The organism is Devosia sp. J2-20 (assembly GCF_055808475.1).
In genome coordinates this window covers 949,015-970,663 of the sequence record NZ_CM147870.1, presented here as the reverse complement: position 1 = coordinate 970,663, position 21,649 = coordinate 949,015, and the positions used below count along the sequence as shown (strand labels likewise).

Annotated in this window: 13 protein-coding genes and 1 pseudogene; 5 read left to right on the top strand and 9 right to left on the bottom strand. The window is 58.9% G+C overall.

The window, feature by feature from the left end:
* Nucleotides 1–8 precede the first annotated feature (8 nt).
* The 7 genes and pseudogenes from AC0L37_RS04680 to AC0L37_RS04650 all read right to left on the bottom strand — a co-directional run bounded on the left by AC0L37_RS04680 (nt 9) and on the right by AC0L37_RS04650 (nt 12,489).
* Nucleotides 9–1,643, bottom strand: a complete 1,635-nt coding sequence (locus AC0L37_RS04680; protein WP_282221853.1) for an alpha-D-glucose phosphate-specific phosphoglucomutase — start codon at nt 1,641–1,643, stop codon at nt 9–11.
* Complete coding sequence (gene glgA / locus AC0L37_RS04675; protein ID WP_282223024.1) at nt 1,624–3,084, bottom strand: glycogen synthase GlgA; 1,461 nt, start codon at nt 3,082–3,084, stop codon at nt 1,624–1,626. The genes AC0L37_RS04680 and glgA overlap by 20 nt, the downstream gene beginning before the upstream one ends.
* A complete protein-coding gene (gene glgC / locus AC0L37_RS04670; protein ID WP_212657271.1) occupies nt 3,084–4,355 on the bottom strand; it encodes a glucose-1-phosphate adenylyltransferase in 1,272 nt (423 codons plus the stop codon). The genes glgA and glgC overlap by 1 nt, the downstream gene beginning before the upstream one ends.
* Before the next feature lie 54 nt (nt 4,356–4,409).
* A complete protein-coding gene (glgB, locus tag AC0L37_RS04665; RefSeq protein WP_282221854.1) occupies nt 4,410–6,605 on the bottom strand; it encodes a 1,4-alpha-glucan branching protein GlgB in 2,196 nt (731 codons plus the stop codon).
* Between the two features lie 106 nt (nt 6,606–6,711).
* Nucleotides 6,712–9,189: pseudogene (locus tag AC0L37_RS04660) on the bottom strand (glycogen/starch/alpha-glucan phosphorylase).
* Between the two features lie 96 nt (nt 9,190–9,285).
* The gene (locus AC0L37_RS04655; RefSeq protein ID WP_282221856.1) at nt 9,286–11,145 is read right to left on the bottom strand and encodes a monovalent cation:proton antiporter-2 (CPA2) family protein; all 1,860 of its coding nucleotides are present in this window, start codon (nt 11,143–11,145) and stop codon (nt 9,286–9,288) included.
* An 81-nt stretch (nt 11,146–11,226) separates the two neighbouring features.
* The gene (locus AC0L37_RS04650) at nt 11,227–12,489 is read right to left on the bottom strand and encodes an AI-2E family transporter (protein WP_212657268.1); all 1,263 of its coding nucleotides are present in this window, start codon (nt 12,487–12,489) and stop codon (nt 11,227–11,229) included.
* 169 nt (nt 12,490–12,658) lie between these two features.
* Here AC0L37_RS04650 and AC0L37_RS04645 point away from each other — a divergent pair, with 169 nt between their 5' ends.
* Together AC0L37_RS04645 and AC0L37_RS04640 are read left to right on the top strand one after the other, a co-directional pair.
* Nucleotides 12,659–13,600, top strand: a complete 942-nt coding sequence (locus AC0L37_RS04645; protein WP_282221857.1) for a nucleoside hydrolase — start codon at nt 12,659–12,661, stop codon at nt 13,598–13,600.
* A 60-nt stretch (nt 13,601–13,660) separates the two neighbouring features.
* On the top strand, nt 13,661–14,272 hold the full coding sequence (locus tag AC0L37_RS04640; protein ID WP_212657266.1) for a LysE family translocator: 612 nt from the start codon (nt 13,661–13,663) through the stop codon (nt 14,270–14,272).
* A gap of 13 nt (nt 14,273–14,285) precedes the next feature.
* On the opposite strand, the gene AC0L37_RS04635 is transcribed toward AC0L37_RS04640, so the two are convergent.
* A complete protein-coding gene (locus AC0L37_RS04635; RefSeq protein WP_249327564.1) occupies nt 14,286–14,642 on the bottom strand; it encodes a response regulator in 357 nt (118 codons plus the stop codon).
* Complete coding sequence (locus AC0L37_RS04630; RefSeq protein WP_282221858.1) at nt 14,639–17,317, bottom strand: PAS domain-containing protein; 2,679 nt, start codon at nt 17,315–17,317, stop codon at nt 14,639–14,641. The genes AC0L37_RS04635 and AC0L37_RS04630 overlap by 4 nt, the downstream gene beginning before the upstream one ends.
* Before the next feature lie 309 nt (nt 17,318–17,626).
* Between AC0L37_RS04630 and AC0L37_RS04625 the strand changes: the two genes are divergently transcribed.
* Genes AC0L37_RS04625 through AC0L37_RS04615 form a run of 3 tightly spaced genes read left to right on the top strand, consistent with a single transcriptional unit; the run spans nt 17,627 to nt 21,590 of the window.
* On the top strand, nt 17,627–20,104 hold the full coding sequence (locus AC0L37_RS04625; protein WP_282221859.1) for an EAL domain-containing protein: 2,478 nt from the start codon (nt 17,627–17,629) through the stop codon (nt 20,102–20,104).
* 51 nt (nt 20,105–20,155) lie between these two features.
* Nucleotides 20,156–20,494: an ArsR/SmtB family transcription factor gene (locus AC0L37_RS04620; RefSeq protein WP_473314459.1), complete on the top strand. Its 339-nt coding sequence runs from the start codon at nt 20,156–20,158 to the stop codon at nt 20,492–20,494.
* A gap of 55 nt (nt 20,495–20,549) precedes the next feature.
* Entirely contained in the window at nt 20,550–21,590 is a 1,041-nt protein-coding gene (locus AC0L37_RS04615; RefSeq protein ID WP_282221860.1) for a permease, read from the top strand.
* The last annotated feature ends 59 nt before the right edge of the window (nt 21,591–21,649 follow it).

Sequence of the window (21,649 nt, the reverse complement as noted above, 5' to 3'; positions counted from 1 at the left end):
TTCCGATATTAGGTGATGACGCTTGGATCCTTGCGCCCGGTGCGCTGCTTGATCCCGGCGAGCTGTTCAGAGAGCCCGATAAGGGGTTCAAGGGCGGTTTGGGTCTCGAGATCGTGTCGTCCATCGGCTGCCTCATAGCGTTCCAGATAGAGCCGCAACGTGGCGCCGACCGTGCCGGTTCCAGAAAGTCTTAACACTATTCGAGAGCCATCGGTGAAACCGATACGAACGCCTTGTTTGGCGCTGGTCGATCCATCTACGGGGTCGAGATATTTAAAGTCGTCAGCATAGGCGACCTGTAGGTCTTCGCCGAAATTCTTACCGGGCAGGCTCGGCAATTGCGCGCGCAAATCATCCACCAATTTGCCCGCAATGGTCGCATCGACTTCTTCGTAGTCGTGGCGCGTATAATAGTTACGCCCGAAGGTCGCCCAGTGCTCGCGAACGATCTCGTCCACACCCTGCTTGCGCACCGCAACAATATTGAGCCACAGCAGTACTGCCCACAGGCCGTCCTTTTCGCGGACGTGATCCGACCCCGTACCAGCGCTCTCTTCACCACAGATGGTCACGCGACCCGCGTCCAGCAGATTGCCAAAGAACTTCCAGCCTGTCGGCGTTTCGTGCATCTCGATACCGAGCTTATCGGCAACCCGATCCGCTGCAGCACTGGTCGGCATGGACCGCGCGATACCGGCGATCCCAGACTTGTAACCAGGCGCCAGATGGGCGTTGGCAGCAAGCAGAGCCAGCGAGTCCGACGGCGTCACAAACCGGTTCTTGCCGATAATCAGATTGCGGTCGCCGTCACCATCCGAAGCGGCCCCAAAATCAGGACCCTCTGGTGTCATCAGCAGGTCAAACATGTCCTTGCAGTAGACCAGGTTAGGATCGGGATGCCCTTGACCGAAGTCGGGCAGAGGGGTGCCGTTCTTAACCGTCCCCTTGGGCGCGCCCAGCTTGTCCTCAAGGATGGCATGGGCATAGGGGCCGGTGATGGCGTTCATGGCGTCAAACGTCATGCGGAACCCCGAAGCGAACAGCGCCCGGATTGCATCGAAGTCGAACAGGGTCTCCATCAACGCGGCATAATCCGCCACCGGGTCGATTACCTCGACCACCATCTCGCCCGAATGCTGCGTGCCGATCTGATCCAGTGCCACATCGGGCGCGTCGATGGTCTTATAGGTATCTATGACCTTGGTGCGCTCATACACCGCGTCAGTGATCCGCTCGGGCGCCGGACCGCCATTGCCAATATTGTACTTGATGCCAAAATCGCCATCAGGGCCGCCGGGATTGTGGCTCGCTGACAGCACAAGCCCGCCAAACGCCTTATGGTGGCGGATCACATGGCTGGCGGCCGGGGTCGACAGCAGGCCACCCTGCCCCACCAGCACCCGGCCAAAGCCGTTGGCGGCCGCCATGCGGATAGCCGTCTGGATAGCCACATCATTGTAGAACCGACCATCACCGCCGATGACAAGCGTCTGCCCATCAAAGCCCTCGAGGCTGTCGAAGATCGCCTGCAGGTAGTTTTCGACATAGTGGGGCTGCTGATACACGGTGACCCGCTTGCGCAGGCCCGATGTGCCAGGTTTCTGATCGCCATACGGCGTCGTCTTAATGGTCTGAATCATCATTGTTCTTGAGCCCGGTAATGCTGGCGTAAAGGTCGGCATAGCGCGCCGCGCTGGTTTCCCAGGAGACGTCCGCCTTCATGCCGCGACGCTGAATTTTCTTCCAGATCTTGCTGTCGCCATACAACGACACCGTCTTGCGAATAGCGTCATACAGCGCCTGCGCACTGTTGGGGTCAAACACCACCCCGGTCGCAACTTCCGCAGCCAGGGCTGCAGGATTGGCGTCGATAACGGTATCGGCAAGGCCACCGATCCGGCTCACCACAGGCACGCAACCGTAGCGCAGACCGTATAGCTGCGTCAGACCGCAGGGCTCAAACCGCGATGGGATAACAATCGCATCCGCGCCGCCCTGCATTAGATGGCTCAGGTCTTCGTCGTAGCCATTGGAAATGCTGACCTTGCCCGGATGCAGTGCGCTCTGATGCCGGAAGCCGTCTTCAAGATAGCCTTCGCCTGAGCCAAGAACAGCCAGACGGCCGCCCAGATCGACCAGACCGTTCGCCACCTGCAACAGCAGGTCCATGCCCTTCTGGTCGGTCAATCGACTGACCACACAGAATAACGGCCCATCCACGCCATCAAGTCCGAATTTCTCGACGACGGCCTGCTTGTTCGCCTGCCTCAAATTGATCGTATTGGCAGAAAAGTTCTGTGCCAGCGCCTTGTCGGTCGTGGGATCCCAAGCGGTCAGGTCGATGCCGTTCAGTATCCCGCTGACAGTCTCGGCGCGGCCATTGAGCAGCCCTTCAAGCCCCATGCCGAACTGCGGCGTGCGTATTTCATCGGCGTAGTTTGGGCTGACAGTGGTGACGTAATCAGCGCATTCCATTCCCGATTTGAGGAACGAAACGCCGCCATAATACTCCACGCCACCGACACCGAATGCCTCAGGCGGCAGGCGCAACTGCCCGAATATGTCGGCGCTGAAAAAACCCTTGAACGCGATGTTATGGATCGTCATCACGGTCTTGATGTCCGGATTGGCACCAAACTTGATATAGGCAGGTGCCAGTCCCGCCTGCCAGTCATGGCAGTGCAGGACCTGCGGTCGATAGCCCTCGACGAGCCCCATGGCCAACTCGGCCGCGACCCATCCCAAGGCTGCAAAACGTTTCCAGTTGTCCGGCCAGTCCCAGCCATCCGGGCTGACATAGGGATTGCCTGGTCGATCGTAGAGTACCGGCGCGTCGATGACGATTACGTCGAGCCCTTCAACGCGCGCCGCGATCAGCTTGGCCGGCACGCCAAACAGGTCGTCCAGTTCCTTGACCACGCGGCCACCACTGAGCTTTTCCATCACCGATGGATAGCCAGGGATCAGCGTGCGCATGCTCACGCTATGGCTGGTAAGGGCGCCAGGCAGGGCGCCCGCCACATCGGCGAGCCCCCCGGTCTTGATCAGCGGATAAACCTCGGAAGCTACCGAGAGAACTTCAATCATCGTCCAGCCAGATATTTGTTGACCATAGCCTGGGTAATCAGTGTCACACCCTCATCGCTGCGGCGGAACCACTTGGCGTCGAATTCGGGATCTTCACCGACAACCAGCCCTTCGGGAATATTGACGCCGCGATCAACGACCACCTTGCGCAGCCGGACATTGCGGCCAATATCCACATGCGGCAACACCACCGCCTCTTCGAGCACTGAGTAGGAGTGCACGCGTGATCCGGTCGAAAGCAGCGTTCGGTTCAGGTGGCCGCCCGACACGATACAGTCGCCCGAGACAAGCGAGTTCACCGCCGACCCCCTTCTGCCATCAAAGTCATGCACGAACTTGGCCGGCGGGGTGATCTCCGCATAGGTCCAGATCGGCCAGTCGCGGTCATAAAGATCGAGCTGCGGCTTGATGTCGGTCAGATCGATCGACGCTTTCCAATAGGCATCAATCGTGCCGACGTCGCGCCAGTAGCTGACTTCTTCATTGCTTGACCGCACGCAGGAGCGCGGGAACCGATGTGCCCAGGCGGTACCATTCTTGACGATATAGGGAATGATATCCTTGCCAAAGTCGCGGTTGGAGCCTTCGGTAGCCGCATCGCGCCGCAACTGCTCCATCAGGAACCGGGTTTCGAACACATAGATACCCATCGATGCCAGCGCCATGTCCGGCTTGTCCGGAATGCCCGGTGGGTCCTTGGGTTTCTCGACGAAATCAACGACGCGATCTCGCCCGTCGACATGCATCACACCGAAGCCGACGGCTTCCATCCGTGGCACTTCCAGACAACCAATGGTCACGTCAGCGCCAGTATCGACGTGCTGCCGCAGCATGATTTCGTAGTCCATCTTGTAGATGTGGTCGCCCGCCAGAATGACGATATACCGCGCGCCCGAATCTTCGATGATATCCATGTTCTGGTACACGGCGTCTGCAGTGCCGGCATACCACATGTCTTCGCGTACCCGCTGGCTGGCTGGCAGCACGTCAAAGCTCTCGTTGCGCTCGGGTCGCAGGAAGTTCCAGCCGCGCGACATGTGGCGGATCAGGCTATGCGCCTGGTATTGCGTGGCAACGGAGATACGTCGAATACCCGAATTGATGGCATTACTTAGCGCGAAGTCGATGATGCGGGACTTGCCCCCGAAATACACCGCCGGCTTGGCACGCCGGTCGGTCAGTTCCATCAATCGCGTACCGCGTCCACCAGCCAGTACATAGGCCATGGCCTCGCGGGCCAGCGGCGATGGTGCCCTGTAGTCTGCCATTTTCTAACCCTCCACAAATGCCCGTTTTCCGGGACGTATTTAAACTTGGCCGACCTAGACCGACTCAAACTTCAAGAACAGCGTCGAAAGCGGCGGAAGATAGAGTTCGGCCTCTGCCGGCCAGTGCTGCCCTTCGACCGCCTTGGCTACGACAGCACCCTGGTTCCCGGTGTTGGAGCCAGCATACCAACCCGCATCAGTGTTGATCCGTTCAACCCACTTTCCCGCCATCGGCATCGGAATCTTATATCCCGAGCGTGGCACTGGCGTGAAATTGGAGACCACCATGATCGGGTCACTGCCCGGTGCCTTCCGCAACCATGCCAATACCGAATTGCCGTGATCGTTCCCGATCACCCACTCAAAACCTTCTGGCTCGCAGTCGCGCTCATGCAACGCCGGCAATTCGCGATAGGCCAGATTAAGGTCCGAGATTAGCCGCCGAATGCCTTCATGCATCCCGGCATCAAGCAGATACCAGTCAAGTGACTTGGCCTCCGCCCACTCATCGCGCTGCGCAAACTCCTGGCCCATGAACAGCAGCTTCTTGCCGGGATGCCCCCACATGAAGGCAAAATAGGCGCGCAGATTGGCAAACTTTTGCCAGTCATCGCCTGGCATTTTTTCGAGCAGCGACCCCTTGCCATGCACCACTTCGTCATGGCTCAGCGGCAGCACAAAGTTCTCCGAGAACGCGTAGACCGTTCCGAAGGTCATGTCGCTGTGATGGTATTTTCGATGGATCGTCTCGCGGCTCATGAAGCGCAGGGTGTCGTTCATGAAGCCCATGTTCCACTTGAAGCCGAAGCCCAGCCCACCGGCATCGACCGGCTTGCTGACCCCTGGCCACGATGTGGATTCCTCGGCAATCATGAAGGTACCTGGATGCAGGCGATACGCTTCAGTATTGACCCGACGCAGGAATTCGACGGCCTCCAGATTTTCATTGCCGCCAAACTTGTTCGGCACCCATTCGCCCTGTTGGCGCGAATAGTCGAGGTAAAGCATCGATGCCACCGCATCCACGCGCAGCCCGTCGATGTGGAACTTCTCCAGCCAATACAACGCATTGTTGAGCAGGAAGCTGACAACCTCCTTGCGACCGAAATTGTAAATCGCCGTATTCCAGTCCGGGTGGAACCCCTGTCGAGGGTCGGCGTGCTCATAAAGAGCGGTACCGTCGAAGTTCGACAGGCCGTGTGCGTCGGTCGGGAAGTGCGCGGGCACCCAGTCCAGGATCACCCCCAGCCCGGCTTCATGGGCAGCGTCAACGAAACGTGCAAAACCCGCCGGATCGCCAAACCGCGCGGTCGGCGCATAGAGCCCGGTCGGCTGGTAGCCCCAGCTCGGATCATAGGGGTGCTCGCTGATCGGCAGCAGCTCGATATGGGTGTATCCCATGTCTGCAGCATAAGGCACCAACTGCTCAGCCAACTGGTCGTAGCTCAGAAAGCCGCCATCAGGTCGACGGCGCCAACTGCCCAGATGAACCTCATAGATCGACATTGGCGTCCGCCGCCAATCGCGGGTAGCACGCTCTTCGAGATACTTGTCATCTGTCCAGGTAAAGGGTGTCGGATCAGGCACTATTGAGGCTGTTTTGGGCCGCATTTCAGACTGGCGCGCGAAAGGATCGGCCTTCAGTGGCTGCGTTACCCCGTCAGGTCCGACAATCTCGTACTTGTAAAGCGTGCCGGTTCCCAGAACGGGAATGAAAACTTCCCAGATGCCGTTTTCGAAGCGGTTGCGCATTGGATTGCGCCGGCCGTCCCATTCGTTGAAAGGTCCAACCACACTGACGCGCTGCGCGTTGGGCGCCCAAACCGCGAAATGCGTGCCGTGAATGCCCTCAAATTCCATCTCATGGGCGCCGAGCTTGTCGAACAGCCGCAAATGGTTGCCTTCGCCCATATAGTAGTCGTCCATGGGGCCCAGCACCGGCCCGAACGAATAGGCGTCATACACGTCCCACTCCCCGCCAGCATTTTTGGCATGGTAGCGGATCGGTTGGCGTTTACTGATCGAAACCTTCGCTTCGAAAAAACCACCGGGGTGCCGCGGGATCATGTGACCCAGCGCCGTGTCATCCAGCGTGAATGCACTCAGCATCTCCGCGTGCGGAACGAATGCCCGGAGCACCCATTGGCCGTTGACTTCATGCAGGCCCAAAAACCCAAACGGGTTGGGATGCCGCCCACTGACGACAGCCTCCACTTCCCGTACATCGGCTTGCCAGTCTTCTTTGGTCACACGCACGCTCCCCCGACGGCGGCACCCGGAAATTCGGCTGCTCCGCCAAAACCAAAACACTCAACGGGCCTGATCTTGCGTGTCAGTTTTCGCCCGCTGCAAATCGTCATTCTTCAGGCACCGCCACATCCCAGATATCATGGGCGTACTGCCGGATCGTTCGATCCGAAGAGAAAAACCCACCCGCGCCGTATTTCGGATCGCCATAGCATTCCAGCGCGCCTTGTCCGCCCAGATGGCGTCTACTTCCGCTTGCGCCGTGGCATAGGCGTCGAAATCGCGCGCCACCATGAACCAGTCATGATCGTAAAGTCCGCCGATCAGATCGCGATAGCGGTTCGGATCATCCGGGGAGAAGACCCCGGTGGCGATCGACTCCAGCGCTTCCTGCAATCGCGGCGACGCATCAATCGAGTCGCGCGGCACTTCGCCCTCGCCCCGCTTCACCTCAACCTCTTCAGTGGTTAGACCGAAAATAACGATGTTGTCGGCGCCGACTTCCTTGTGCATTTCCACATTGGCCCCGTCCATCGTGCCGATGGTAATGGCGCCATTGGCCATGAATTTCATGTTGCCTGTGCCAGAGGCTTCCATGCCAGCTGTCGAAATCTGTTCGCTCAGATCGGCCGCCGGCACGATGACCTCCGCAAGGCTCACATTGTAATTGGGCAGGAACACTACCTTGAGCAACCCGCGCACCGCAGGATCGTTGTTGATCACCTTGGCAACGTCGTTGATCAGCTTAATGATAAGCTTGGCGTTCCAGTAACCCGGCGCCGCCTTGCCAGCGAAGATCTTAACGCGTGGCACCCAGTCCCGTTCCGGATGTGCGCGAATTTCGTCATATAGCGCAACAGCTTGGATAATGTTGAGCAGTTGACGCTTATACTCATGGATGCGCTTGATCTGCACATCGAACATGGCGTCTGGCGATACTTTGATGCCCAGACGATCCTTGATCAGCTTGGCTAGGCGTTCCTTGTTTTCCAGCTTCACAGCGGCAAACTGCGCCTGGAAAGTTGCGTCTTCGGCGTAGGCATCGAGATCTTTGAGCAGATCGATATCGTCCAGAAACGCTGGTCCGATCGTATCGCTGACCAATTGCGTCAGCCCGGGATTGCACTGCATAAGCCAGCGCCGGGGCGTAATACCGTTGGTCTTGTTGTTGATACGGTCCGGGTAAAGCTTGTGCAGGTCCGAGAACACGGTCTGCTTCATCAACTCGGTGTGCAACGCCGAGACACCGTTAATCGAGTGCGAGCCGACAAACGCCAACTGCCCCATCCGCACCCGTCGCCCCCCCGCCTCGTCGATCAACGACACATTGGCAACCTGGGCATCGGTGAATTTGGCCCGGCCGCGCGCATCCGCCAGCACATCCGCATTGATCTGATACACAATCTGCATGTGACGCGGCAGCAGACGCTCCAGCAACGCTACCGGCCAGCTTTCGAGCGCTTCAGGCAAAAGCGTGTGATTGGTATAGCCGAAGGTACCGCGGCACAACTTCCATGCCGGGGCCCATTCCATGCCGTTATCATCGACCAGAATGCGCATCAGTTCGGCAATCGAAATTGCCGGATGGGTGTCATTGAGCTGAATGGCGACCTTGTCGGCCAGGGAGCCCAGATCGCCATATTGCTGCAAGTGCCGCCGCACGATGTCCTGCAGGGATGCCGAGGAGAAGAAGAACTCCTGACGCAGTCGCAATTCCTGACCAGCTGCTGTCGAGATCTGCCGGATAGAGCACACGGGTAATGGCTTCAGCCTTGGCGCTTTCTTCCAGCGCGCCGATATGGTCGCCAGAATTGAACTTGTCGAGCAGGATCGGATCGATAGGCTGCGCGCTCCACAGCCGCAGCGTATTCACCCGCGCGCCGCGCCAGCCCACAATCGGAGTGTCGAACGCCACTGCCAGCAAGTGGTCATTGGGCCGCCATTCCTGGCGCACTGTGCCGTCAGGATCGGTCACGGGCTCCACATAGCCGCCGAACCCAACTTCATAAGCACTTTCGCGTCGCTCGAATTCCCACGGATTGCCGTGCGCCAGCCATTCCTCGGGCAGCTCAACCTGCCAGCCTTCGCTCATCTCCTGCCGGAACAGCCCGTGCACATAGCGAATGCCATAACCGTAGGCCGGGATTTTGACCGTCGACATCGACTCCAGAAAACACGCCGCCAGCCGACCAAGGCCGCCATTGCCCAGCGCTGCGTCAGGCTCCAGATCAATCAGATCGCCCAGATCGACGTTGAGGTTCCTGAGCGCGTCGCGCACAGGCTCCATCAACCCGACATTGCTCATCGCGTCCCGCATCAGGCGGCCGATCAGAAACTCCAGACTGAGATAGTAGACGCGCTTGTGTGAGGTCCGCCACGTCTCGCGAGAGGACTCCATCCAGCGATCCATCACGCGGTCGCGCACCGTTAGAATCGTTGCGGCAAGCCAGTCATGTGGCCGGGCAACGATAGGATCCTTGCCGACTGAATAGATCAGTCTTTCAAGGATTTCCGATTGAATCGCTTCAACGGAAGTTGCACGTGGTTCCGGCGTAGGGGCGTCGTAAGCGATCGGCTGTTGCGGCATGTCGCAATCCAGATTTCATAACGATGATATCCCCTCAGACAACTTAGTCTTGCACTTAAATTGAGCAGGCGAAACCCCCTTCGCATTGCGGGGCATCTATGCTGGAGGCGCAGGATGGGTGATCTTGTTGACGGTGTCTTCCACCGCATTGGCGTCGACCTCGATCCCACCTTCACGCGCCTGTTCTGCGGCGTTGCGCAACAACAGGTCATGGGCTGCATCGACGGCACTGACATTGTCGAACAATTGCGCCTTGAACCGCAACGCGTCGCGCTCACGCACGCCCTGCACCACGGTTTCGATATCGGCCTCGCTCGCACCCAGCGCACGGATGGCCTGCGCGCCAAACACCACCGCAGATTCGAACAACTCGCGCAGCTGATAGTCGACACCGAGCTTCACCAGCTCGATGGCATGACCGCGGTCATAGGCACGTGCCATCACCTTGACCAGGGGGAACTCGTCTCGGAACATTGCGGCAATCTGGTTGGCGGCTGATTTGTCGTCGACACAGATCAGCACGAGGTCGACATTAGCCGCCCCGGAGGCACGCAGGATATCAAGGCGCGTGCCATCGCCATAATAGACCTTGAAGCCGAACTGGGCTGCGACCCGGATCATGTCTGTGTCGTTATCGATGATCGACAGATTGTGCCCCTGCCCAAGCAGGGTCTGACTGGCAATCTGGCCAAATCGACCGAAGCCGATCACCAGAATACGTTCCGCCAGACCATTGACGGTCTCAACCCCCTCCATCGATTGCTCCGGCTTGGGTAGCGCGTAGCGTAGCCCGATCATCAGACAGGGGGTCAGCACCATGGAAATGATAACCGTCGCTGTGAAAATCGCATTGGTCGGACCATCAATCAGCCCGGCAGCGGCGGCGGTGGTATAGAGCACGAAAGCAAATTCACCGCCCTGCCCCATCAACACGGCACGCTCCAGCGCTTCGGCATGACTGGACTTCAATACGCGTGCAATCGCGTAGATTGCCGCCCCCTTGATCACCATGTAGGCCCCAACACTCAGGGCGATGATCTGCCAGCTGCTCATCACCACGGCCACATCCAGCGACATGCCCACCGCCAGAAAGAACAAGCCCAGCAAAATGCCTCGGAACGGCTCGACGTCAGCCTCCAGCTGATGCCGAAAACTCGATGTCGACAACAGTACACCGGCCAGAAATGCTCCCATTGCCATCGACAGGCCGACCGCCTGGAAAAGCAGGGCGGCGCCCAGAACCACCAGCAGGGCCGCAGCCGTCATCACTTCGCGCAATTTGCTCGATGCCATGACCCCAAAGAACGGGTTCATGATCCGACGGCCGACAAAAATGAGCAGCAGCACAGCACCAATGGGTGCAGCGACAGTGAGTAAGCGGCTGATCACACCCACCTCTTCCCCCGAGGTAGGGGCAAGCAAGGCAACCAAGGCGAGCAGCGGGACGATGGCAAGGTCTTCAAGCAGCAGAATCGAGACCATGCGCTGCCCACCGGGGCTGGCCAGTTCTCCACGCTCGCCCAATACCTGCATCACAATGGCCGTTGATGTGAGGACAAAACCCATGCCGAATACGAAGGCCACCATCGGCGCGAAGCCGAGCAACACCCCGGACCCCGTGAGCAAAGCGCCACTGATTGCAACCTGCAAGACGCCGAGACCAAAGATCTGTTTTCGCAGGGCCCAGAGCTTGGCGGGCTCCATTTCCAGACCGATAATGAACAGGAACATGACCACGCCCAGTTCGGCGATGGTGAGCACTGATTCCGGATCGCTGATCAGCCCGAAGCCAGAGGGGCCCAGCATCAGACCCGCTGCCAAATAGCCCAGCACCGAGCCCAGACCCAGCCGCTTGAACAGCGGCACGGCAATCACCGCCGCGCCCAATAGCGCAACCACGGGGATCAGATCGACGCCATGAGCCGCCGCTGCGTGTCCAATCTCTTCACCCGCCACGATAATCTCTCCGCCCGTCCAATGCAGACTGTTCCGCCACAGCGCAGCGGTTACGTCAAGCAGGGAGCGTGCAGGGCAGACTTACGCTGGCGTCTCTAAGCCACTGGGCGCTGTCCCTTCGGGTGGCTCGAAGCGTTCGTTCTTGCGCTTTTCGTTTTTCTCTTCTGCCTTGGCCTCGTCTGCCTGTTCGCGAATGGCTTGTGCCGTATTGGCCAACAAACGCTGCCGTTCCGACATATTGGCGGAACGCCCTATTGGTTTGCTCGGTACCATGGGTTTGCTGGGCAGCAAGTGATGGAGCATGGAGGTGGCGATCAACAGCGTAGGGACAGCGACCAGCCCGCCTACCGGTCCCCATGCCCACAACCAGAAAGTAATAGAAAGGAAAATGATGAACGGGTTCAGTGTCATCGTCCGACCAATAAAGTGCGGTGTAACAATCTGTCCTTCAACAAAGTTGATGGCAACATAACAGCCGACGGGCAGCAAAATGCCTTCAAGGCTCGTCTGGGTACCCAATCCCACGGAGAGCAGGACCAACACCATCACGCCCTGCCCGACATAGGGTATGTAGTTGAGCACTGCCGCCATCGCCCCCCAGAGAATGGGTGAGGGCATGCCAATGGCCCACATGGCCAGCGATACGGCACAACCGACGCAGAAGTTGATGAAGGTGATCGACAACAGGAAGCGGCTAACCTTGGCTTCCACATCACGGAACACATGAGCAGTCCGCCAGCGCATCCGCCGGCTCACGCACAATGAAAGTACCGAAATGCGCACATGGTCGCGGGTTGCTACAAAAAAGTAGAGGCTGGCTAGAAAGATCAGCACCTGAGCCAGAATGGCTGGCGCAATCAGCGCCATCCCGATCATCTCACCACCATCTTCAACAGTCACAGCCATGGCCTTGTCACTGGCGAAGACCGAGGAAATCTGCTCCTGGATATTGCCCAGCGTTTCAAGAGGCCCCTGCAGATTGTCGAGCTGCAATTGCAGCTTGTTCCAGATCATCGGCGCCCGCGCGACCCATTCCGACAACGGAACGGCAAACAGGAAAGTGCCGGCGGCGATCACGCTGAGCAGCATGAGTACGACGATGGCGGCAGAAATGGCGGGAGGGACGCCGAATTGCTCGACCCGGTCAGCCACTGGACCGAACATCAAGCCAACCACAATGGCGAGGGTGATGGGAGCAAGAAAAACTTGTCCCGCCTTGAGCGCAAATAGCAGCGCCAGAAAGCCAATGAGGACCAGCGAGACTCGGGCCGCATTGCCCATAATCCGCTCAAACTGGCTTTCGCTCATCTCGTCCGACGCCGGTCGCCGCGCACTGCGTGCCATTTTATGTCCGTGGTTCAAAGCCTCAACGCTCTTCAACGCCACGCTGCGACAAATGTTCCGTTGCCGCCAACATCAGCGCTGTCGACCGCACTGAGCCAAGTCGTTAGTGTCCCCCAAATTCAATCGACTCGCACGCGATCGACCGATCCCGCACTGCTTTAGGTTCTCCATGTCACGTAAAATCATCATCGACACCGATCCCGGCCAGGACGATGCCGTCGCCATCCTCCTGGCGCTGGCATCTCCAGAGGAACTGGACGTTCTCGGTATTGTCGCCGTCGCGGGCAATGTGGGGCTGCACCACAATGCCAACAACGCGCGCAAGATTGTTGCGCTCGCCGGTCGCACCGATATTCCGGTCTACGCTGGCTGCTCCCGCCCAATTCGGCGCGCACTCGTGACCGCAGAGCATGTCCATGGAGTTACTGGCCTCGACGGCCCCGACTTGCCCGAACCCACCGTGCCGCTGCAGGAGCAGCACGGGGTGGACTACATAATCGACACCCTGATGGCTGCTGAACCGGGAACCATTACCCTGTGCACGCTTGGGCCACTCACCAATATTGCAATGGCCCTGATAAAGCAGCCCGCGATTGCCGAGCGCATCGCCGAGATCGTCATGATGGGTGGCGCCTACTTCGAGGTTGGCAACATCACCCCAGCCGCCGAATTCAACATCTATGTCGACCCGGAAGCCGCGGACATTGTGCTGCGTTGCGGCGCGCCCATTACCATGCTGCCCCTCGACGTCACTCACCAGATCCAGTCAACGCCAGATCGGCTGGCCGCTATGCTCGCCATCGGAAACGACAGCGCCAAGGCGGCCCACGCTATGCTCACTTTCTCGGAGACTTTCGATCTGGCCAAATATGGCTGGACGGGCGCGCCCTTGCATGACCCTACGGTCATTGCCTGGCTGCTTTGCCCGGAACTGTTTTCCGGCCGCCAATGCAATGTCGAGATCGAGGTCGCCAGCGAACTGACCATGGGTATGACCGTTGTCGACTATTGGCATGTCACCCACCGTGACAGGAATGTGAACTTTATCCGCAACGGCGACGCCGATGGCTTTTATGCGCTTCTGTTCGACCGGCTTGCACGGCTGCCTTGAGGCAGATTGCCCGGCTCTAGGCGAACCGCTAGTGTGCGCCACAAATTCACGGCGGACACCATGGAACCCTTCACCCTTCTGACCTTCACAATCGCCTATGCCATCGCGGTGCTGGTTCCAGGCCCGGGCGTCGCCGCTGTGGTGGCCCGCGCACTCGGTGGCGGGTTCAAGGGCGCATTCCCAATGGTGTTGGGCATCCTGGCAGGTGACCTGGTCTATTTCGTCTTTGCTGTCTTCGGTTTGGCAACCATCGCCACGCTGTTTGGCCCGGTCTTCGTGCTGATCCGCTGGGCCGGTGCGGCATACCTGCTCTATATTGCCTATAAATTCTGGACTGCTCGCCCCGGCGCCGAGCAGATGAAGCCCAAGAACGAGGCTTGGCTCAAGACCTTTCTGGCCGGCTTTTCGCTGACAATGGGTAACCCCAAGACCATTGTGTTCTACTTGGCAATCCTGCCCACAGTGATACCGCTTGACCAGATGAACCCTGTTGCGTTCGGGGAACTGACCGCCATTGTCGTGATTGTGCTGCTGTTGATCGGCTGTGGGTACGCCTGGCTCGCTTCGGCAGCGCGTGAGATGTTCCGCAGTGAGCGTGCCTTGGGCCGTCTCAACAAGACGGCCGGCGCGATGATGGCTACCGCAGCAGGACTGGTCGTCTTCCAGCACTAGCTGCTGGTGAACTTCAGGCGATGGCCCGTGCCACGTCCTCAATAGCATAAGGCTTGGACAAGAACTGCGCGCGCTCCGGCATCGCAGAGCTGTCTGGCAGCTTCTTGCCCGAAGTGACGACAACCTTCATCAGTGGCCAGCGCGTATCGATCAGGGCGGTCAGTTGAAGGCCGTCCATTGAACCTGGCATATCAATGTCAGTGAAAACCGCGGCAATCTCGTCGTGCGCTTCTAGGCGCGACAGAGCCTCATCTGCATTACGTGCCTCAAGGACATCAAAACCCAAATCCCGTAACTCATCGGCAATCGAGAACAAGAGAAGGGCTTCGTCTTCTACAACGAGCACAACGCCGCCGGACATTTTTGTCATTGGTGCATTCCTGCCACTTGGCCGTTATCCAGGGGCGCTGTCAGTTCGCAAACTACCCCTGCGGGCAGGTAACCCAAGGTGGCCGTACCACCAAAGTCACCACCCAATACGCGTGTAACGAGGAAAGATCCGAATCCGTTCCGCGTTGGTTCTTCCACAGCTGGTCCACCGCTCTCGGCCCAACGCCATGTCAGCATTTCTTGGCCATTGAGGTTCTGAACGCTCCACTGGATATTCACCTGTCCATGAGGCACCGAAAGCGCCCCATATTTCAATGCATTTGTACCGAGTTCGTTAATGGCGAGCGCCAACGAGAGAGCCGCCTTGGGCTGCAACATGACCGACGGGCCGCTCGCTTCGATTTGCTCGCCCGGCAGCGGAACGATGGTGGCATTCACGACGTCACCAATCGACGCCGTCGTCCACTTGGTGCTTGTCAGAATGTCGTGTGCAGTGGCCAGCGCCTGCAGCCGCTCGGTAAATGACACACGCGCCGTCTCCAGGTCTGTATTGCGCAGTGTGCGTGATGCAATGGCAGACACCATTGCGAGAATATTCTTGATACGGTGCTCAAGCTCGTGCGTCAGCATCTGCTGGCGAGCCTGAGCCTCCTTTTCATCGGTGATGTCCTGCATGATGCCGTACATCTTGATCGGCTTGCCCATGCCGTCGTGGACAAACTCGATATGGCGCGACAACCAACGAATCTCGCCTGTATCGGGGCGTTTTATACGGTACTCGACATTGGGTTGGGCAGTGCCGGACTGGCGCGTATCTTCCGTCGATCGAACATCGCTGTGCTCGGGAACCACGATAGCTTCAAGCGCACTGATATGGATGCTTTCACGACGTTCGAGCCCCCAGATCTCCCAGAAGCGATCCGAGCCCAGAACCATCCCGGTGGGTATATCCAGCTCCAAGGAGGCAATCCCCGCCGCCTGCTGCGAGAGGCGGAAGCGCCGCTCGCTGCGCATCAGCGCCTCCTCAACCGAGCGACGTTCGGTAATGTCGATGACCACCCCAACAATCCGCTTGTCGTCATCGGGCAGGCTCAGTTGAGCGCGGATCAACAGCCATTTTTCCGTACCGTCAGGCCAGAGGTGTCGCACCTCCACTTCCAGCTCGTTTTCGCCATTGTCCTTGGCGTCTGCCGCCGCCTGAGCCACGCGCTCGCGCTCACCCGGCGCATAGCGCGACAGGTATTCCTCGGTGCTCGGCATTGCGTCTTCGGCAAAGCCATAGAGCTGGTTCAATGCAGCTGAAGGTGTGATGACGCCGGATTCCGTATCAAGGTCCCAAACCGCCATCTGTCCAGCGTCAATCGCCAACCGCAGCCGTGTCTCGCTTTCGGCCAGAGCTTGTGTCGAGGTCTTTTGAGCATTGATATCTGTATTGGTGCCAATCCAGCGCTCCACCTGCCCCTTGCTGTTGCGGAGCGGGACGGCGCGGACGAGATACCAGAGGTATCGACCACTAGCCTCCCGAATACGGAACTCGGACTCATAGAGTTCACCAGCGTCCAGCGCCTTCTGCCAGTTCTGGGCGACGCTGGGCAGATCGTCAGGGTGCACGATTTGCACCCAGCCACTGCCCACCAGATCGTCATATTTTAAACCGCTAAAGCTGTAGATTCCCGAATTGAACCAGTCGAGCTCACCACTTGGCTTGGCCGTCCAGACATGGTTCGGCATTGCCTCAGCAACGCTTTGGAACTCCGCTTCGATTTCCAACTGCTGGCGGTCACGCTGCAGTAGTCGATACACCCAGAAGCCGGCGAACAGCAGTCCTAGCCCAGCGGGAATAGCGAGCGCCAAAAGTGAAAACGTCGCCCTGTTCAGCGCTGAGAATGCCGCGTCGCGGCTGATCGATGCCAGCGCTACCAGATTGGTGCTGCCAATGCGGCGATAGCCAACTACGCGATGCTGGCCGTCTATGGCCGAGATGTTTTCGTAAGTGCCCGATGGCGCTTCTTCGAGATACTCCGTGAAAAGGACATGGGCGCGCAGATCGAGCGGCCCATCAGCCAGCGGATAACGCGATACCAACTGACCGTCATCGCGGAACAATGCCACGGTTGAACGATCATCAATATCGAGCGAGTCCCACACTGCCTGCATCAGGTCTGAGCTGAACGATAAAATGGCCGCGCCCGCGAACACGCCGTTGCGCTCGATGCGTTTGCTGACCGTAAATATCTGTTGTCCATTGAGGCGGCTGACCATCAGCGAGGAGGTATGCCAAGGCGCGCCGTTTGCTACTGCCGAGAAATACTCGCGATCCCGCACATCGATCGGCTTGAAATCGGGATCGGTAGTCAGTGGCGTGGCGCCATCGACGTCAACCACATAGACCTTCACCTCACCCGGCAATGCGACGGTGGCTTCCGTAAGCTTGCTCGCGGCCTCCGGCAGCGGAACGCGAATGTCGTCTCCCAGCGAGTCGTCAACGCGGCGCAGCAATTGATGGGCCGTCTCCAGTGCCCAACCGATATTGGCAGCCACCACCTGCGCCCCAGACTCCGTCTGGCTGCGAATACGGGCTTCCGCGTCGCTATAAGTTTTCCAGAAAAGATACCCTGAGCCGATTGCAATGAATGCAACCAACGCCACAACCATGGCTGTTGCAGCGCGATGCAATCCAAGCCTGGAACCACTACGATCCAATGCAGTAATCAACTCGTCCCTCACACTGGCGGCGACCTAACCACATTTCGGGTCAGAGCCACAATCGTCCTTGAAGCGATCCGCCCCGCTTTCACAGCACGAGGACCTGAGCTCGATACCAGCCGTTGACGCCAGCTTACCGGGCCAACAGCCCGTTCCCTGACGTCACCATCATCACGTCAGCACCGACCATTGCTTTTTGGATTGCCCCACAACCTCTAATTTCGAAACGCAGCAAAGGCGGATTGGGTTCCATCCGTTAACAATCTCTTCTGCCCCGGAAGTTACAGTGATCCGAACTACCGACGTCGGACTACCCCAATGCCCGCCTCTGAATCCACGCTTACCACCGGACAACACATTTGGGAGCACGCTCTCCACCGCGCGCGGCTGGGTGTGTGGGACTGGAATTTGGTGACAGGTGAGTGCACCTATTCCGACACCTGGTTCGAAATGCTCGGCTACGCCCGGGGTGACCTCGAACAGGACAGCGAGTTGTGGCTGCGCATTACGCATCCCGATGACCGCGACCGGGCTCTGGAAAGCGGCAACCGTCATCTGGCCGGCGAAACCGACGCCATCGAGACCGAACTGCGCCTGAGGCACAAGCGGGGTCATTGGGTCTGGGTCCTCGACCGTGGCGGTATCATTGAGCGCAACGCCGCCGGTGAACCGACCCGCATGGTCGGTGTTCAGACCGATATCTCTTCTCTCAAAAATGTCGAACGCGCCCTTGAGCAGGTCAATCGCAGCTATGATCTGGTGCTCGAAGCCAGTGTCACTGGCATGTGGTCTTATGACTTGGCATCGGGCGTCAGCCATTGGGACGACCGCACGCGCCAGATGTTCGGCATGCCTGCATTGCCAGCACCACTTGAGGCCAAAATCTGGCACTCATTTTTGCACCCTGAGGACAAGGAAAACGCCGAAGCAGCACATGCGCTCAAGCCTGAGGGTGATACCCCATCTGCCATCCGCTACCGCATCGTTCTCAAGGACGGCTCGATCCGGCACATGGAAACGCGCACCATCTTTGTGCCAGATCCCGGTACCCCAGGCTCGATCCTAGGCACAATTCGTGACGTATCCGAAGAAGTATGGGCCGCCGACGCGCTCAATATGGAAAAGGAAAAGCTGAGGGTCACCCTGAGTTCGATCAGCGACGCAGTCCTTAGCACTGACACCGGCGGCGTCATTACCTTCGTCAACCCGGCTGCCGCCAGGCTTATTGGCCGCCCACAGAGCCAGTTGATCGGCCTGAGCCTGTCGCAGGTACGTATTACCCAGACCCAGGTGCCGCTTTCCGCTGTCTTTGGCACCCAGACCGGCACGCAGACGGCCGATGTCGTCAGAGCGGATCTCGACGATTTCTCGGTGCGCTGGACGGCAAGCGCCATCCGCGCCGCCGATGGCACACATCTGGGTAGTGTCTATACCTTTCAGGACGTCACCGAGCAGCAGAAACAGCAGAAAGCGCTGTCCTTTGCAGCCAATCATGACGCCCTGACCGGGCTGCTCAATCGCTCCGCCTTCGACGCAAAGCTGCGCGAACACATCGCGCAGGCAGATGTCCAGCCCATCACCGTGATCTATATCGATCTGGACTACTTCAAGGGGCTCAATGACTTCGCCGGACACGCCGCCGGCGACATGGCACTCCAGACCATCGGCGCAGCACTGCGCGACGGCTTGCCCCAAGACACAATTGTCGCGCGCCTCGGCGGTGACGAGTTCGCTATCATTCTCGACACCGGTGATTTCGACGCCGCTGACGCGATCGCTGCTAACCTGCTTCGCGCTATCCAGAACGCCGATCTGGGCATATCAACCGCCCATCGTAATCTGGGCGCCAGCATTGGCGTCGCCCTCATCCACGATAGCCAAACCGCACCCGCCGACGCCTTGGCATTTGCTGATGACGCCTGCTATCGGGCCAAATCGTCAGGGCGCAATCAATACGCCTTCTTCTCTCGCTTGGGGGAGACGGCGACCTCCGGCCTTACCGCTGCACGCATCGTCGCCGACATCGCCGACGCCCGCGCTGAAGGTCGTCTTCAGCTCTATGGCCAGGAACTCCGTTTCATTCGCGACCCATGGGTCTGCTCAGGGCATATTGAAGTCCTCGCCCGCATGCGCACCAGATCTGGCCAGATGATCAGTCCCGCTGAATTCATTCCGGCCGCCGAGCGCTTCGGCATGGCCGCACCACTGGATCGCTGGATTATCCAGACCGCGCTCCAGCGCCACGGTCACACCATGCAATTCCGAGGCGGACTGTCGCTGGCCTTCAATCTGTCGGCTCAAACCCTGAGCGATCCTGCGCTGTGGGAAACCATTGATCAGGTGATTACGGACCACCGCGTCTATCGCGGAAATGTCGTCTTCGAGATTACCGAAACGGCAGCTTTCACCAATTTTGAAGCTGCAGAGCGCTTTGTTCGCGCTGCTCGTGCCAGTGGCTGCCGCGTCAGTCTCGACGACTTCGGCACGGGCCTGAGTTCTTTCGAATATCTGCGCCGCTTTCCAGTCGATACCATCAAGATCGATGGTTCGTTCATCCAGAATCTGACAACCCAGCAATTCGACCGCGAGATCGTTGCGGCCATCAGCACGATTGCCCACAACATGGGCTACGATGTCGTCGCCGAGAAGATCGAGAGTCCCCAGGACCTGAACATTCTCAGCGAAATGGGCGTTCGCTTTGGACAGGGCTTTTTGATGCACCGGCCCGAGCCTCTCGATCAACTGATCGACCGCGAATTCGCCGGCCAGCTTCAAGGCATTGCCCAGACGCGTTAGGCAGACGCGGTGTCATTAGCGAAACAAATTGACATAACCAGAAATACGGTTATGTTTCCTCTCATGTTGAACGCTGATCCACGCACAGAAAACACCGCCCGCGCCTTGGCCGCTCTTGGCCACCCTGCTCGACTGGACGTCTTCCGCCTCTTGGTCCGGGCAGGCAATGACGGTTTGATCGTCGGCGACATTGCCCTTCACACCAGCCTGCCACTCTCTACCCTTGCGCACCATCTGCGTGCCTTGGTCACCGCCGGCCTGGTTAATCAGGAGCGCCGCGGTCGCGAGATCATCAATACTGTCAATTTCGACGCGATGACCCGCACGCTCGGGTTTCTGTCCGATGAGTGCTGCCATGGCGTGGCGATCCGCAAAGTCGACGTCGCCTGACCTTCCCCAACCGCTTTTTTTATCCACATATAACCATTAAACTAGGTAAATAATCATGACTGATATCCCTCTTGGCTCAGGCAGTAGCTTGCTCGCCAACCTCTGGTCTCAGCAGCGCGTGTGGCTGGTCACGGCACTCATCCTTGCAATGACAGCGCTGCTTGACCCGCCTCAGGGGCTGGAGAGCCTGCAGTTCACCGTCGACGCGCTTGTGCAAACAGCACCGTATTTGATCGCCTCCATCGCCTTGGCAGCGTATGCGGGCGCCAGCGGTGCCGATAATCTCATCGCACGCGCTTTTACCGGCTCACCTTTTTTGATGATCGCAGTGGCAGCAGCGTTTGGGGGCCTGTCGCCATTCTGCTCCTGTGGGGTCATTCCCCTGATTGCAGCCCTGCTGGCCATGGGCGTGCCGCTCTCCGCGGTTATGGCGTTCTGGCTCGCCTCACCTGTGATCGATCCCGCAATGTTCGCTTTGACCGCGGGCGTGCTCGGCTGGGAGTTCGCGATTGCCAAGACCCTCTCGGCAATTGGCATCGGCCTGCTCGGTGGCTACACAACGCTGACGCTCACGCGCAGCGGCGCTTTCGCCAACCCTTTGCGCGAGGGCGTGGGCAACGGTGGTTGCGGCGCAACTTCCGTGCGCACCCCTAAGCATGTGGCTTGGGCGTTCTGGCGCGACCCGGCGCGTCGCCAAAAATTTGGGCGTGAAGCACTCAAGACTGCCCTGTTCCTGTTCAAGTGGCTCGCACTGGCCTTTGTCCTTGAGAGCCTGATGGTCGCCTTCGTTCCCGCTGAGTGGATCATCACTGCCGTTGGCAGCAACGGCATTGGATCGATTGCTATCGCGACCTTGGTCGGAGTGCCGGCCTACCTGAATGGGTATGCAGCCTTGCCCCTGGTGTCGGGCTTGATTGAGCAGGGCATGGCGCCTGGCGCCGGCTTGGCCTTTCTCGTCGCTGGCGGCATTACCTCGCTTCCCGCAGCCATAGCGGTCTGGGCCCTCGCCCGTCGTCCGGTATTTGCGCTCTACGTGACCTTTGCCCTGTCCGGCTCATTGCTGTCGGGTTTGCTGTTCCAACTCTGGCTGAGCTGACAACAAGGGGGGTGGCAATAGTCTGCCACCAGGTTCCTTGAATTCGCTCGACGACCCGC

Coding starts and splice junctions, on each gene's coding strand:
- AC0L37_RS04680 (WP_282221853.1), bottom strand. CDS start 1,643: ATGATGATTCAGACCATTAAGACGACGCCGTATGGCGATCAGAAACCT.
- glgC (WP_212657271.1), bottom strand. CDS start 4,355: ATGGCAGACTACAGGGCACCATCGCCGCTGGCCCGCGAGGCCATGGCC.
- AC0L37_RS04650 (WP_212657268.1), bottom strand. CDS start 12,489: ATGGCACGCAGTGCGCGGCGACCGGCGTCGGACGAGATGAGCGAAAGC.
- AC0L37_RS04645 (WP_282221857.1), top strand. CDS start 12,659: ATGTCACGTAAAATCATCATCGACACCGATCCCGGCCAGGACGATGCC.
- AC0L37_RS04640 (WP_212657266.1), top strand. CDS start 13,661: ATGGAACCCTTCACCCTTCTGACCTTCACAATCGCCTATGCCATCGCG.
- AC0L37_RS04635 (WP_249327564.1), bottom strand. CDS start 14,642: ATGACAAAAATGTCCGGCGGCGTTGTGCTCGTTGTAGAAGACGAAGCC.
- AC0L37_RS04625 (WP_282221859.1), top strand. CDS start 17,627: ATGCCCGCCTCTGAATCCACGCTTACCACCGGACAACACATTTGGGAG.
- AC0L37_RS04620 (WP_473314459.1), top strand. CDS start 20,156: ATGTTTCCTCTCATGTTGAACGCTGATCCACGCACAGAAAACACCGCC.
- AC0L37_RS04615 (WP_282221860.1), top strand. CDS start 20,550: ATGACTGATATCCCTCTTGGCTCAGGCAGTAGCTTGCTCGCCAACCTC.